Genomic DNA, 14248 nt, shown 5'->3' with positions numbered 1-14248 from the left:
AAGTGTCGTCGGCGCGCGGCGGCGCCGCGTGTTTCACCGGTCAGGAGAAGTTCATGTTCAACGCAGTCGTCGACGCGCCGTTCGGCAAGGTCGGCATCCGCACCGATGGCGCGGTGGTGCGCGAGATCGTCTATCTGCCCGAGTCGGTCAAGTCGGTCGATCCGGATTCGCCGCTCGCGAAGCGCGCGGTCGAGCAGATCGAACGTTATTTCGAGCGCGCGTCGGCGCGCTTCGACCTGCCGCTCGCCGACGTCGGCAGTGCATTCCAGCACCGCGTGTGGAACGTGATCAGCGACATTCCGCCGGGCACGGTGCTGACCTACGGGCAGGTCGCGAAGCGGATCGGCAGCGCGCCGCGCGCGGTCGGCCAGGCGTGCGGCGCGAACTATTTCCCGCTCGTGATCCCGTGTCATCGCGTCGTCGCGGCCGGCGGCCTCGGCGGTTTCGCGAACCACGACGACAATGGCTATTACCAGAAAGTGAAGCGCTGGCTGCTGGCGCATGAAGGCGTGCCGTACTGATGAGCGAACCGTTGCTTTCCCCCGACTCCGATTCCGATTCCGCGTCCGACGCCAGCGATGCCGCGGCCGCCGCATCGCCTGCGCTGCTCGCGAGCCGCGCGTCGATCGACGTGTTCTGCGATGCGCTGTGGCTCGAGCACGGGCTCGCGCGCAACACGCTCGATGCGTACCGGCGCGACCTGGCGCTGTTTTCGCAATGGCTGGCCGCGACGCACGGCACGTCGCTCGACTCGGCCGACGAAGCGATGGTGACGGGCTACATCGCCGCGCGCAGCGACGGCAAGGCAACATCGTCGAACCGGCGGTTGTCGGTGTTCCGGCGCTATTACGGCTGGGCCGTGCGCGAGCGTCACGCGAGCGCGGACCCGACGCTGCGGATCACGTCGGCGAAGCAGGCCGCGCGGTTTCCGTCGACGCTGTCCGAGGCGCAGGTCGAAGCGCTGCTCGGCGCGCCCGACATCGGCACGCCGCTCGGCCTGCGCGATCGCACGATGCTCGAGCTGATGTATGCGAGCGGGCTGCGCGTGAGCGAGCTCGTGACGCTGAAGACCGTCGAGGTCGGGCTCAACGAGGGTGTCGTGCGTGTGATGGGCAAGGGTTCGAAGGAGCGGCTCGTGCCGTTCGGCGAAGTCGCGCACGGCTGGATCGAACGCTATCTGCGCGACGCGCGGCCCGCGTTGCTCGGCGCGCGCGCGGCCGACGCGCTGTTCGTGACCGCGCGCGGCGACGGGATGACCCGCCAGCAGTTCTGGAACATCATCAAGCGCCACGCGCAGCAGGCCGATGTGCGCGCGCACCTGTCGCCGCATACGCTGCGCCACGCGTTCGCGACGCACCTGCTGAACCACGGCGCCGACCTGCGGGTCGTGCAGCTGCTGCTCGGCCACAGCGACATCTCGACCACGCAGATCTACACGCACGTCGCGCGCGAGCGGCTGAAGACGCTGCACGCGCAACACCACCCGCGCGGCTAGTGCGGCGGGCGCCGGCCCACGCGCGGGATGCGGCCGGCGCCGCGCGTCACGCGAGTTCGCGCAGCTTGTGCTTCAGCACTTTGCCCGTCGATGCGGCGGGCAGCGCATCGAGCACGCGGATGCGCGCGGGGCGCTTGTACGGCGCGAGTCGTTCCGCGCACCACGCCTGCAGCGCGGCCTCGGTCGCGGCCGCGCGCGGCACCAGCTCGACGAACGCGAGCACTTCCTCGTTGCCCTCGACCGCACGGCCGACGACGGCCGCCTGCACGACGTCCGGGTGCGCGTTCAGCACCTGTTCGACCTCGACCGGATACACGTTGAAGCCCGAGCGGATGATCAGCTCCTTGCTGCGGCCCGCGATCGTCACCGAGCCGTCCGCTGCCTGGCGCGCGAGATCGCCGGTGCTGAGCCAGCCGTCCGGCGACACGGCCGCGCGCGTCGCGTCCGCGTTGCGGTAGTAGCCGAGCATCACGTTCGGCCCGCGCACGCGGATTTCGCCTACTTCGCCCGGCGGCAGGTCGGTGCCGTCCGGTGCGACGATCCGCATCTCGACGCCCGGGATCGGCACGCCGACCGAGCAGTCGGTACGCGGTGCGTCGAGCGGCGTCTGCGTGATCGTCGGGCTGCTCTCGGTCATGCCGTAGCCGTTGTGCAGCGGCACGCCGTACACGCGCTCGACGCGCGCCTTCAGGTCGGCGTCGAGCGGCGAGCCGCCCGAATACGCGAAGCGCAGCCGCGGCGCGCGCGATGCGTGCGCGTGCGTGTGCAGGTGCTCGAGCAGTTTCGCGTGCATCGCGGGCACGCCCTGGAAGATCGTCACGCCTTCGTCGGCGAGCGCGACGCGCACGGCCTCCGGCGCGAAGCGCGGCGCGAGCCGCAGCGTCGCCCCCGCGTACAGGCTGCCGAGGCAGACTGACGCGAGCCCGTACACGTGCGACACGGGCAGCACCGTATAGACGACGTCGTCGGGCGACACGCCGCGCAGCGCGCTCGACGTCGCCGCAATGAACAGCAGGTTGCGGTGCGACAGCATCACGCCTTTCGGCGTACCCGTCGTGCCGGTCGTGTAGATCAGCGCCGCGCACTGCGCGGCGCCATCGGGTGACACCGGCTCGTCGGGCGCGCTCGCGTCGACGCGGTACGACCACGCGCCGATGTCGACCGGCAGCGCGTCGGCGGGCGTCGCGCCGTGGCGTGCCGCGTGCGTGCGCGCATCGGGCGATGCTTCCGTCGCGAACGCGATCAGCTTCGGCCGCGCGTGCGCGGCGATCGCATCGAGCTCGCCGGCCGACAGCCGCGCGTTCGACACGAGCGCCCAAGCGTCGACGCGCGCGGCCGCGAACAGCAGCACGATCTGCGCGACGCTGTTTTCCGCGACGATCATCACGCGATCGCCGCCGCGCACGCCGAGGCGCGCGAGCCGCTCGGCGGCCGCATCGACGGCCCGCGCCAGCTCGCCGTACGACACGCGGCGCGCGTCCTCGATCAGCGCCGGATGCGCGGGCGCCTGCGCGGCCCAGCGGGTGGGCACGTCGGCGATGCGGCCGGGCAGCGCGGCGAGCAGTGCCGCGACGTCGAGCGGCGCGGATGAGCGGACAGGCGAGGACATGGCGTCTCCAGAAGAAGGGCCGGGCGGCGGCGCGGCAAGTTTTGCGAACGATCGTGCCATGACGGCGGGCGCGCCACAATCGGTCAATCGGGCAATAGCGGTTCGCGATGTCCGCAATGATGCCGGTGCGGCGCGGATCGGCTCGACGCGGCTGCGGCTGCGCTCGCCTGGGACAAAAGGGCCGCGAGTATACCGCCGGCGCCCGGTACGCTGTCGCGAAGGCGAAGGCGAAGGCGAAGGCGAAGGCGAAGGCGTGATGCGCTCGTGTGCAATGGCGTGCGATGCATGCGATGGCCGCAACGCCGCCCGCCCGCCGGTCGTTCGCCATTAAAATGCCGCCATGAGCAAATCCAGACACGTGTCCGAGACACCCGCGACCCAGCTGCTGCGCCGCCACGGCGTCGCGTTCGGCGAGCATCCGTACGATTACGTCGAGCACGGCGGCACCGGCGAGTCGGCGCGCCAGCTCGGCGTCGACGAGCACAGCGTCGTGAAGACGCTCGTGATGGAGGACGAGCACGCGAAGCCGCTGATCGTGCTGATGCACGGCGACCGCACGGTGTCGACCAAGAACCTCGCGCGGCAGATCGGCGCGAAGCGCGTCGAGCCGTGCAAGCCCGACGTCGCGAACCGCCATTCCGGCTATCTGGTCGGCGGCACGTCGCCGTTCGGCACGCGCAAGACGATGCCCGTGTACGTCGAGTCGACCATCCTCGAATTGCCGACGATCTACCTGAACGGCGGCCGCCGCGGCTACCTCGTCAGCCTCGCGCCGGCGGTGCTCACGTCGCTGCTCGGCGCGACTCCGGTGCAGTGCGCGAGCGTCGACTGAGGGTTTCACCTTCGTGGCAGGCCGCGCTCGTTCGGTAGAATGGGCGCCGTTTCGGCCGGTCGGCCCGCACGGCCGGCTGCCGCGGCCTGCCGGCGGTTCGCCGCGGCGGCGCCTGCCCCGACGGGCCGGCCCGCCGCGCCCGGCCGTCCCTTTACCGATACGTTGAAAGAAGAGTTTTCCGCATGCAGATCCTGCTCGCCGCACTTGTTGCCTACCTGATCGGTTCGGTGTCGTTCGCCGTCGTCGTCAGCGCCGCGATGGGCCTGGCCGATCCCCGTTCGTACGGGTCGAAGAATCCCGGCGCGACCAACGTGCTGCGCAGCGGCAACAAGAAGGCCGCGATCCTGACGCTCGTCGGCGACGCGTTCAAGGGCTGGTTCGCCGTCTGGCTCGCGCGGCACTTCGGGCTGTCCGACGTCGCCGTCGCGTGGGTCGCGATCGCCGTGTTCCTCGGCCACCTCTATCCGGTGTTCTTCCGCTTCCAGGGCGGCAAGGGCGTCGCGACCGCGGCCGGCGTGTTGCTCGCCGTGCACCCGGTGCTCGGCCTCGCGACCGCGCTGACCTGGCTGATCGTCGCGTTCTTCTTCCGCTATTCGTCGCTCGCGGCGCTGGTGGCGGCCGTGTTCGCACCGGTGTTCGACGTGTTCCTGTTCGGCACCGGCCACAACCCGGTCGCGTGGGCCGTGCTCGCGATGAGCGTGCTGCTCGTGTGGCGTCACCGCGGCAATATCTCGAAGCTGCTGGCGGGGCAGGAAAGCCGGATCGGCGACAAGAAGAAGGCGGCGTCCGACGGCGGCGCGCAGGACGGCGGGAAGGCCTGAGGAAGGGGATTGCCGCCGCCGCCCGCCGGGGCGCCCCGCATGCGGGGCCCGGCGGCGCGGCGTGACTGTTCGACGGCGTGGTCGACGGCGCGCTTGACGGCGCGGCCGACCGCGTCGATCAGTCGCGGAAGTTGTTGAAGTCGAGCGGGGTGTCGGTCACGTCCTTGCGCAGCATCGCGATCACGCTCTGCAGGTCGTCGCGCTTCGTGCCGGCCACGCGCACCGCATCGCCCTGGATGCTCGCCTGCACCTTGATCTTGCTGTCTTTCACGAGCCTGACGATCTTCTTCGCGAGGTCGCCCGTCACGCCCTTCTTCACGGTGACGACCTGCTTGACCTTGTCGCCGCCGATCTTCTCGACCTTGCCGTAGTCGAGGAAGCGCACGTCGACGTTGCGCTTCGCGAGCTTGTTGATCAGCACGTCCTTGACCTGGCCGAGCTTGAAATCGTCGTCGGCGAACAGCGTCAGCTCGCGCTCCTTCTGCTCGACGCGCGCGTCGGAGCCCTTGAAGTCGAAGCGCGTCGAAATTTCCTTGTTCGACTGCTCGATGGCGTTCTTCACTTCGATCATGTTCGCTTCGGAAACGACGTCGAACGATGGCATGGCATTCTCCCTTGAGATGCGGGCGCCCGGCTCGCGCGCGGGCACTCGCTATAATTGCGGACTGTTTGCCATTTTACCGATGCCCCTCCGTTTGCCCAAGGCCGGCTGTCTGCCCGCCCGGCGGACGTGAACGCGAATGCCGATGCCTCCTGACGATTCCGCCCTGTCGCTGCTCCCCGACCATCCGCTCGCCGCGCACAACACGTTCGGCATTGCCGCGAAGGCGCGCTTTGCCGCGCGCGTCACGCATGCGGCGCAGTTCGAGGCGCTGCACCGCGACCCGCGCGTCGCATCGCTGCCGCAGCTCGTGCTCGGCGGCGGCAGCAACGTCGTGTTCACGCGCGATTTCGACGGCGTCGTGCTGCTCGACGAGATCGCCGGCCGTCGCGTCGTGCGCGAGGACGACGACGCATGGTACGTCGAGGCCGGCGGCGGCGAGACCTGGCACGCGTTCGTCGCGTGGACGCTCGAGCACGGGATGCCGGGCCTCGAGAACCTTGCACTGATTCCGGGCACCGTCGGCGCCGCGCCGATCCAGAACATCGGCGCGTACGGCCTCGAGATGAAGACCTATTTCGACTCGCTGGTCGCCGTCGAGCTCGCGACGGGGCGCAACGAGCGCTTCGACGCCGCGCGCTGCGGGTTCGGCTATCGCGACAGCTTCTTCAAGCGGGAAGGGCGCGGCCGCTTCGCGATCGTCGCCGTGACGTTCCGGCTGCCCAAGCGCTGGACGCCGCGGCTCGGCTACGCGGACGTCACGCGCGAGCTCGACGCACGCGGCATCGCGCCGGACGCCGCGACCCCGCGCGACGTGTTCGACGCCGTTGTCGCGATTCGCCGCGCGAAGCTGCCCGATCCGCTCGTGCTCGGCAACGCGGGCAGTTTCTTCAAGAATCCGGTGATCGACGTCGCGCAGTTCGACGCGCTGCGCGCGCGCGCCCCCGAAGTCGTGTCGTATCCGCAGCCGGACGGGCAGGTGAAGCTCGCGGCCGGCTGGCTGATCGACCGCTGCGGCTGGAAAGGGCGCGCGCTCGGCGCGGCGGCCGTGCACGACCGGCAGGCGCTCGTGCTGGTCAATCGCGGCGGCGCGACGGGCGCCGACGTGCTCGCGCTGGCGCGCGCGATCCAGGACGACGTGCGCGAACGGTTCGGCGTCGAGCTCGAACCCGAGCCCGTGTGCCTGTAACGCGGTGTTGCGCCGCGCGGTTCATTCGCGTTCGTCCGACCCAACAAAAAAGCGCCGATCGACGACGATCGGCGCTTTTTTTCGCATGCCGCGCGGATGGCGGCGATGCGCGCATAATGCGCGCGGCGGTCAGTGCTTGAGGCGGCCGAGCAGCAGGAACTCCATCAGCGCCTTCTGCACGTGCAGGCGGTTTTCCGCCTCGTCCCACACGACGCTCTGCGGGCCGTCGATCACGCCGGCCGTCACTTCCTCGCCGCGGTGCGCGGGCAGGCAGTGCATGAAGAGCGCGTCGGGATTCGCGTGCCCCATCATTTCCTCATCGACGCACCAGTCGGCAAACGCCTGCTTGCGCGCTTCGTTCTCGGCTTCGAAGCCCATGCTCGTCCACACGTCGGTCGTCACGAGATCGGCGCCCTTGCACGCTTCGTTCGGATCGTCGAACACCTCGTAGAACGGCGCGCTGTCCGGCGCCACCAGCTTCATGTCGAGCGCATAGCCCGGCGGCGTCGACAGGCGCAGCTTGAAGCCGAGGATCTGCGCGGCTTCGATCCACGTGTACAGCATGTTGTTCGCATCGCCGACCCACGCGACCGTCTTGCCGGCGATCGGGCCGCGGTGCTCGTAGTACGTGAAGATGTCGGCGAGCACCTGGCACGGGTGGTATTCGTTGGTCAGGCCGTTGATCACCGGCACGCGGGAGTTTTCCGCGAAGCGCGTGATCACGTCCTGCTCGAACGTGCGGATCATGATGATGTCGACCATCCGCGAGATGACCTGCGCGGAATCCTCGACCGGCTCGCCGCGGCCGAGCTGCGTGTCGCGCGTGCTCATGAACACCGCGTGGCCGCCGAGCTGGAAGATGCCGGCTTCGAACGACAGGCGCGTGCGCGTCGAGCTCTTCTCGAAGATCATCGCGAGCGTGCGGTCGTGCAGCGGGTGATAGGTCTCGTAGTTCTTGAACTTGCGCTTCAGGATACCCGTGCGTTCGAGCACGTACTCGTAGTCTTCCAGCGAGAAATCCTTGAACTGCAGGTAGTGACGAATGGTTTTGGCGGTCATGAAACGAAATACGGCGGGTCTGAACCGGCCGCGGGGCCGGACGGCGCCGCCGTCGGGTGTGGATAACTCAAAGCAGCATAAAGGATTTTCTGTGCTTTGACGAGCCGCGACGAAAACCGGGTTGGGATCGTGGCGCACGCTGGAAGGCGCCGGAAGAGGGGCGGCGAGACGACGCGCGATGCCGCGCTGCGGTATAATCCAAAAGTTTTCTCCAGCCCGGCAGGCAAGCCTCTTCGCGCTCTGCCGGACACAAGCCATGCGCTGCACAAATCCGGTGCGGCGCGTCGGCGGCACGCCTCGACAGCCTGTTTTTTCGGGATATCGGAGCGCGAGTGCCGCTGTCCGCTCGAGCTTTGTGTTCGCGTATCCGGGCGCTGTCGCCTGGACATCGCCGGGCCGTCACTTGGGTAACCACATGGCTGAAACCCCTCCGACCGAATTCTTCATCCAGGGCATTACGAAAGACGGGAAAAAGTTTCGCCCGAGCGACTGGTCGGAGCGTCTGGCCGGCGTGATGGCCTGCTTCGGGCCCGGTGCGAGCGGGCCGAACGCGCGCCTGAAATATTCGCTGTACGTGCGCCCGACGATGCTCGGCGACCTCAAATGCGTGATCCTCGATTCCCGGCTGCGCGACGTCGAGCCGATGGCGTTCGATTTCGTGCTGAATTTCGCGAAGGACAACAACCTCGTCGTCACCGAGGCGTGCGAGCTGCCGGACTACCACGAGAAGACGTGAGTTCGACGGGCGAGGGCGCGTGCCGCGCCCCTGCCTGGCGGTCGCCCGGCGCGATGCGCGGGCGACGCACAGCAAAAAAGCCCGCCTAGGCGGGCTTTTTTGCGATCGCAGGAAACAGGAGCGCCCGCCGAAGCGGGCACGCCGGATTTACGCTGCTGCCTGCAGACCCTTGACGGCTGCGGCGAGGCGGCTCTTGCTGCGAGCGGCCTTGTTCTTGTGAACGATCTTCTTGTCGGCGATCGTGTCGATCGTCTTCACGGCAGCCTTGAACAGCTCGGCAGCCTTTGCCTGGTCGCCGGCTTCAACAGCCTTGCGAACCGACTTGATCGCGGTACGGAATTTCGAGCGCAGCGCCGAGTTGTGCGAATTTGCCTTCGCGGCTTGGCGGGCGCGCTTGCGTGCTTGTGCGGAGTTAGCCATGACGGTTCCTTATCCTGTCCTGTTTCCAGAGCTTGGAGCCTGACGGCCAAGCGCTGCTTTTCGATCCGTCCCCTGAGAGCGATTGCCCAGGGGCGCATAAAAAACGGTGATTTTAACCGAGGCCGAGACATGAAAACGACAGGCGCCGTGCATGTAACAGGCTCAGAAACCGGCGATTATAGCAACAAAATCAAGCGCGTGGCAAGGTCAACGTGACGTCGGCCGGACGGGGGCGCCGGCGACGCGCGCCCTTTTCGCCATCCGTCCGTGCCGGGCCACGCAACGTCCGTATAATAAGCGCCCCATGAATCTATTCCGAGCCCTGCTGACGGTCAGCGGCTTCACGCTGCTGTCGCGCGTGACCGGACTGGCCCGCGAGACGCTGATCGCCCGTGCGTTCGGCGCCAGTCAATACACCGACGCGTTCTACGTCGCTTTCCGCATTCCGAACCTGCTGCGCCGCCTGTCTGCCGAAGGCGCGTTCTCGCAGGCGTTCGTGCCGATCCTGGCCGAGTTCAAGAACCAGCAGGGGCACGATGCGACCAAGGCGCTCGTCGACGCGATGTCGACCGTGCTCGCGTGGGCGCTCGCCGTGCTGTCGGTCGTCGGGATCGCCGGCGCGTCGTGGGTCGTGTTCGCGGTCGCGTCCGGCCTGCATACCGACGGGCAGGCGTTCCCGCTCGCGGTCACGATGACGCGAATCATGTTCCCGTACATCGTGTTCATCTCGCTGACGACGCTCGCGTCAGGCGTGCTCAATACCTACAAGAGCTTCTCGCTGCCGGCGTTCGCGCCGGTGCTGCTCAACGTCGCGTTCATCGCCGCGGCCGTGTTCGTCGCGCCGCACCTGAAGGTGCCGGTCTACGCGCTCGCGTGGGCCGTCATCGTGGGCGGCGTGCTGCAGTTCATCGTGCAGCTGCCGGGGCTGAAGAAGATCGACATGGTGCCGCTGATCGGCCTCAACCCGGTGCGCGCGCTGCGTCATCCCGGCGTGAAGCGGGTGCTCGCCAAGATGGTGCCCGCGACGTTCGCGGTGTCGGTCGCGCAGCTGTCGCTGATCATCAACACCAACATCGCGTCGCGGCTCGGGCAGGGCGCGGTCTCGTGGATCAACTACGCCGACCGCCTGATGGAGTTCCCGACCGCGCTGCTCGGCGTCGCGCTCGGCACGATCCTGTTGCCGAGCCTGTCGAAGGCGCACGTCGACGCCGATTCGCATGAATATTCGGCGCTGCTCGACTGGGGGCTGCGCGTCACGTTCCTGCTCGCGGCGCCGAGTGCGCTCGCGCTGTTCTTCTTCGCGACGCCGCTCACCGCGACGCTGTTCAACTACGGCAAGTTCGACGCGCATACGGTCACGATGGTCGCGCGCGCGCTCGCGACCTACGGGATCGGTCTCGTCGGCATCATCCTGATCAAGATCCTCGCGCCGGGCTTCTACGCGAAGCAGGACATCAAGACGCCGGTGAAGATCGCGATCGGCGTGCTGATCGTCACGCAGATCTCGAACTACGTGTTCGTGCCGCTGATCGGCCATGCGGGCCTCACGCTGAGCATCGGCGTCGGTGCCTGCCTGAACTCGCTGCTGCTGTTCCTCGGGCTGCGCAAGCGCGGCATCTACCAGCCGTCGCCCGGCTGGCTGCGCTTCTTCGTGCAGCTGATCGGCGCGGCGCTCGTGCTCGCCGGCCTGATGCACTGGTGCGCGATCAACTTCGACTGGGCCGGCATGCGTGCGCAGCCGCTCGATCGCATTGCACTGATGGCCGCGTGCCTCGTGCTGTTCGCTGCACTATATTTCGGTATGTTGTGGGTGATGGGCTTCAAATACGCTTACTTCAGAAGGCGCGCCAAGTGACGACCGCAATGACCCGCGTCCTCGACTACTTCAGCACGCTCGTGGCGGACGACGACAGTCTGCCCGTCACGGAAACCGCGCTGTCGCTTGCGCAGGACGCGTATCCCGACCTCGACCTGCAGGGTACGCTGGCCGAACTCGACATCCTGGCCGCGCGGCTGAGCCGCCGGCTCGCCGACGATGCGGACCTGAAGGACCGCGTCGCCGCGCTCAACGAGTTCTTCTTCCGCGAACTCGGCTTCGCATGCAATCACAACGATTACTACGACCCCGATAACAGCCACCTGAACGCGGTGCTGAAGCGGCGGCGCGGGATTCCGATCTCGCTGTCGGTGCTGTACCTGGAGCTCGCCGAGCAGATCGGCGTGCCGGCGCGCGGCGTGTCGTTCCCCGGCCACTTCCTGCTGCGCGTGACGCTGCCGGACGGCGACCTGATCATCGATCCGACCAACGGCCATTCGCTGTCCGAGGCCGAGATGGTCGAGATGCTCGAGCCCTACGTCGCGCGTGCGGCGGGCGCGGTCGACAGCGCGTTGCGCGCGCTGCTGCAGCCGGCCACGAGCCGCGAGATCATCGCGCGGATGCTGCGCAACCTGAAGACGATCTATCTGCAGACGGAACGCTGGCAGCGGCTGCTCGCGGTGCAGCAGCGGCTCGTGATCCTGCTGCCGGAACAGCTCGACGAAGTGCGCGACCGCGGCTTCGCGTATGCACGGCTCGACTACCTGCGCCCCGCGCTCGAGGATCTCGAGCAGTATCTCGGCGAGCGGCCCGATGCGGAGGACGCGACCGTCGTCGAGTCGCAGGTGACCGAGTTGCGGCAGCGGATGCAGCGCGACGGCGAGGACTGAGCCGTCGTAGTCTCACCGGCACCCCGAACGTCGACACGCCCGCATCGCGGGCGTTTTTTTTGCAGCTGCTTGCTTGCTCTTACTTCGGCTGCATCCGGATCGCGCCGTCGAGGCGGATCACTTCGCCGTTGAGCATCGGATTCTCGACGATCTGGCGCACCAGCATCGCGTATTCGTCCGGTTTGCCGAGCCGCGGCGGGAACGGCACCATCGCGCCGAGCGCGTCCTGCACGTCCTTCGGCATGCCGAGCAGCATCGGCGTCTCGAACAGCCCGGGCGCGATCGTCATCACGCGGATGCCGTGGCGCGACAGGTCGCGCGCGATCGGCAGCGTCATGCCAGCGACACCGGCCTTCGACGCCGCATACGCGGCCTGGCCGATCTGCCCGTCGTACGCGGCGACCGACGCGGTGCTGACGATCACGCCGCGTTCGCCGCCGGCGTTCGTCGCGGTCGCGGCCATCGCGGCGGCCGCGAGCCGGATCATGTTGAAGGTGCCGACCAAGTTGACGTTGATCGTCTTCGCGAACACGTCGAGCGGATGCGCGCCGTCCTTGCCGACGGTTTTCGCGGCGGGCGCGATGCCCGCGCAATTCACGAGGCCGCGCAGCGTGCCCGCGCGCGTCGCGGCGTCGACGGCCGCCTGCGCATCGGCCTCGCTCGATACGTCGCAGCGCACGAATACGCCGCCGAGGTCGCCCGCGAGCGCCGCGCCGGCTGCTTCGTTGAGGTCGGCGAGCACGACCTTGCCGCCGGCCTGAGCGAGCATGCGGGCCGTTCCGGCGCCGAGGCCCGATGCGCCGCCCGTGATCAGAAAGACGTTGTCGCGAATCTCCATCACTGTCTCCTTGGTTGGGTCCGATGCCGGTCGATCGGAGGCACGGCCGCCGCGCCGGTTCGTGCGGCGCACGTATTCGATCGATTGTACGGGGCGCCGCCGGATGCCGGCGAGACCGGCGCGGTCGTGCGAGGTCGGACGAAACGGATGGCGCAGGCGGAAAAAAGGTTCATCGAAGATTGCCGGCGAACACGTGGAAGACCGTCGGCGCTCGGCGGTCTCCAGCCGTTGGCCAGTTCAGCCGTCAACCGAAGCTGATGCTGAAGCCGCGTGTACCAGCGTCACTGCCTGTTCGCGCGCAGCCTCCCTGCCCGCGTGATCGATTTCGGGTCCAAACAGCGTTTTCTCGACGACGATCGATTCGATGTCGGTGATACCGATGAAGCGCAGCCACGCCTCAAGAAACGGCCGCTGATAGTCGAACGACTCGGCGGGCGTGCTCGATTGCCTTGAATAGTCGAGGCCTCTCGCATAGATCACGACGGCTTTCTTGCCGTTCAGCAATCCCGCCAACCCACGCTCGTCGAATGAGAAGAGGAGGCCGCGGTGGGACACGGCGTCGATGAAATGCTTGAGCTTGTACGGGATGGAAAAATTCCACAGCGGCACGGAGAACAGCAGCGTATCCGCGTCGTGCATCCGCTGCGCCAGCTGCCGGAAATCCGCCCACGCTTGCTGCTGGCCTTCGCTGAGCGGCGTGCCGCTCAAGTCCGCGTATTTGGCATCGAGCGCATCGCCGTCGAGTTCCGGCAATTGCGTCGCCCACAGATCGAGCACGTCGACCCGATGCACCGGATGCGCGTCGCGCCAGGCTTCCAGATACGCGTGCGCAACGTCGAGTGATGCGGACCGCGACTTGCGCGGGGACGATTCGATATGAAGCAAGGTCGACATGGAACGACTCCTGACGGGTTGACGGCCCTCATCAGAACATAGTTCGATTCGAAATATAAACGAAGTATCATCACGCTACTCAGTAGCATTCGCACTGTATTGCGGGACATCTCATGTTCGATACCGTTTTGTTGCGCTCCTTCGTGGCCGTCGTCCAGGAAGGCGGGTTCACGCACGCCGCGGCCCGTCTGAATCTGACGCAGTCCGCGGTCAGCGCGCATCTGCGCCGCCTGGAAAAACAGGTCGGCCGTGACCTGCTCGTGCGCACCACGCGCTCGGTCGCGCTCACGGTGGACGGCGAGCTGCTGCTGGGTTACGCGCGCGCCATCCTCGCGCTCAATCAGGACGCGCGGGCGCAACTGCTGCGCGAACCGAGCGCGGGCACGATCCGCGTGGGTCTGTCGGAAGACCTCGCCAACGTCAGGCTGATGCATGTGATGAAGGCGTTTGCCGGGCGGTACCCGCGCATCGCATTCAGCATCAGAGTGGGTATCCCGGGCGATCTGCTCCAGGCGCTGGATCACGGTGAACTGGATGTGGTGATGGGCGGGCGCTGCCACGGCGGGCCCGCCGGACGCGTGCTCTGGCGCGAGCCGCTCGTGTGGGCCGGTGCGGATTGGGCGTCGCTCACGCCTGGCGTACCGGTGCCGATTGCGCTGCTGCCGGAACCCTGCCCGTATCGCGAGGCCTCGCTGGCAGCACTGGCCCGAGCGGGCGTGGATTACCGGATCGTGCTCGTGTGCCCGAGCGGCGCCGGCCTGTGCGCCGCCGCGCACGCGGGCCTTGCGGTGACGCCGATCGTGCACACACAACTTGCGCACGGCTTGCGTGCGATCCCGCCGGATGCCGGCCTGCCGGCCCTGCCCGATGTCGAGTTCACGATGTTCGCGGCGCCGGGCGCGTCGGCCAGGGTTGTCGATGAACTGGGCAACGCGATCGTGCTGGCATTCGCGCACAACGGGTGACCACGTTCATCGCGGCGACAGCGTTGGGATTTGCGCGGCCAGAGGCGCATGCATCGTCGCCGGTTCACGAAATTCCACGATGA

At 67.7% G+C, this 14248-nt stretch carries 16 protein-coding genes; 10 read left to right on the top strand and 6 right to left on the bottom strand.

Annotated features, from left to right (window positions below; all coding sequences use genetic code 11):
• Positions 1–53: 53 nt before the first annotated feature.
• Positions 54–521 (top strand): methylated-DNA--[protein]-cysteine S-methyltransferase, encoded by a 468-nt coding sequence (locus U5A56_RS10250; protein WP_321922108.1) that lies wholly within the window; start codon positions 54–56, stop codon positions 519–521.
• Entirely contained in the window at positions 521–1495 is a 975-nt protein-coding gene (gene xerD / locus U5A56_RS10245) for a site-specific tyrosine recombinase XerD (protein WP_321922106.1), read from the top strand. Before U5A56_RS10250 ends, xerD begins: the two co-directional genes overlap by 1 nt.
• Positions 1496–1541: 46 nt before the next feature.
• On the opposite strand, the gene U5A56_RS10240 is transcribed toward xerD, so the two are convergent.
• On the bottom strand, positions 1542–3104 hold the full coding sequence (locus U5A56_RS10240; protein ID WP_321922105.1) for a class I adenylate-forming enzyme family protein: 1563 nt from the start codon (positions 3102–3104) through the stop codon (positions 1542–1544).
• Here U5A56_RS10240 and U5A56_RS10235 point away from each other — a divergent pair.
• From U5A56_RS10235 to plsY, 3 genes are all read left to right on the top strand, one after another.
• Complete coding sequence (locus tag U5A56_RS10235; RefSeq protein ID WP_321922104.1) at positions 3103–3435, top strand: hypothetical protein; 333 nt, start codon at positions 3103–3105, stop codon at positions 3433–3435. The genes U5A56_RS10240 and U5A56_RS10235 overlap by 2 nt on opposite strands.
• 9 nt (positions 3436–3444) lie before the next feature.
• Complete coding sequence (gene ybaK, locus U5A56_RS10230; RefSeq protein WP_124892273.1) at positions 3445–3936, top strand: Cys-tRNA(Pro) deacylase; 492 nt, start codon at positions 3445–3447, stop codon at positions 3934–3936.
• A gap of 182 nt (positions 3937–4118) precedes the next feature.
• Positions 4119–4757, top strand: coding sequence for a glycerol-3-phosphate 1-O-acyltransferase PlsY (gene plsY, locus U5A56_RS10225; protein WP_044848567.1), 639 nt, complete (start codon positions 4119–4121; stop codon positions 4755–4757).
• Positions 4758–4875: 118 nt separating this feature from the next.
• Here the strand turns inward: plsY and U5A56_RS10220 are convergent, their stop codons facing one another.
• Entirely contained in the window at positions 4876–5361 is a 486-nt protein-coding gene (locus tag U5A56_RS10220) for a YajQ family cyclic di-GMP-binding protein (protein WP_014896235.1), read from the bottom strand.
• Between the two features lie 136 nt (positions 5362–5497).
• On the opposite strand from U5A56_RS10220, the gene murB reads away from it, so the two are divergent.
• Positions 5498–6547 (top strand): UDP-N-acetylmuramate dehydrogenase, encoded by a 1050-nt coding sequence (gene murB, locus U5A56_RS10215; RefSeq protein ID WP_321922100.1) that lies wholly within the window; start codon positions 5498–5500, stop codon positions 6545–6547.
• A gap of 129 nt (positions 6548–6676) precedes the next feature.
• Here murB and argF read toward each other — a convergent pair whose 3' ends face one another.
• Positions 6677–7606, bottom strand: coding sequence for an ornithine carbamoyltransferase (gene argF / locus U5A56_RS10210; RefSeq protein WP_124486968.1), 930 nt, complete (start codon positions 7604–7606; stop codon positions 6677–6679).
• 415 nt (positions 7607–8021) lie between these two features.
• On the opposite strand from argF, the gene U5A56_RS10205 reads away from it, so the two are divergent.
• Positions 8022–8342 carry a DUF3579 domain-containing protein gene (locus U5A56_RS10205; RefSeq protein WP_321922099.1) on the top strand — a complete coding sequence of 107 codons (321 nt, stop codon included), beginning with the start codon at positions 8022–8024 and terminating at the stop codon, positions 8340–8342.
• Between the two features lie 147 nt (positions 8343–8489).
• Here U5A56_RS10205 and rpsT read toward each other — a convergent pair whose 3' ends face one another.
• Complete coding sequence (gene rpsT, locus U5A56_RS10200; protein ID WP_006482211.1) at positions 8490–8762, bottom strand: 30S ribosomal protein S20; 273 nt, start codon at positions 8760–8762, stop codon at positions 8490–8492.
• A gap of 304 nt (positions 8763–9066) precedes the next feature.
• Between rpsT and murJ the strand changes: the two genes are divergently transcribed.
• Entirely contained in the window at positions 9067–10617 is a 1551-nt protein-coding gene (murJ, locus tag U5A56_RS10195) for a murein biosynthesis integral membrane protein MurJ (RefSeq protein ID WP_044848571.1), read from the top strand.
• Positions 10618–10625: 8 nt separating this feature from the next.
• Entirely contained in the window at positions 10626–11468 is an 843-nt protein-coding gene (locus tag U5A56_RS10190; RefSeq protein WP_044848584.1) for a SirB1 family protein, read from the top strand.
• A 79-nt stretch (positions 11469–11547) separates the two neighbouring features.
• Here U5A56_RS10190 and U5A56_RS10185 read toward each other — a convergent pair whose 3' ends face one another.
• Together U5A56_RS10185 and U5A56_RS10180 are read right to left on the bottom strand one after the other, a co-directional pair.
• Positions 11548–12306, bottom strand: a complete 759-nt coding sequence (locus tag U5A56_RS10185) for an SDR family NAD(P)-dependent oxidoreductase (protein ID WP_321809397.1) — start codon at positions 12304–12306, stop codon at positions 11548–11550.
• Between the two features lie 237 nt (positions 12307–12543).
• A complete protein-coding gene (locus U5A56_RS10180; RefSeq protein ID WP_124666029.1) occupies positions 12544–13200 on the bottom strand; it encodes an FMN-dependent NADH-azoreductase in 657 nt (218 codons plus the stop codon).
• A gap of 113 nt (positions 13201–13313) precedes the next feature.
• Here U5A56_RS10180 and U5A56_RS10175 point away from each other — a divergent pair, with 113 nt between their 5' ends.
• Positions 13314–14165, top strand: a complete 852-nt coding sequence (locus U5A56_RS10175) for a LysR substrate-binding domain-containing protein (RefSeq protein WP_044848574.1) — start codon at positions 13314–13316, stop codon at positions 14163–14165.
• Positions 14166–14248 lie beyond the last annotated feature (83 nt).

Origin of the sequence: Burkholderia sp. BCC1998 (genome assembly GCF_905339875.1) — a bacterium.
Classification (GTDB): domain Bacteria; phylum Pseudomonadota; class Gammaproteobacteria; order Burkholderiales; family Burkholderiaceae; genus Burkholderia.
Note: the sequence above shows the minus strand (reverse complement) of the source record. Positions and strands in the feature narration are given on the sequence as shown.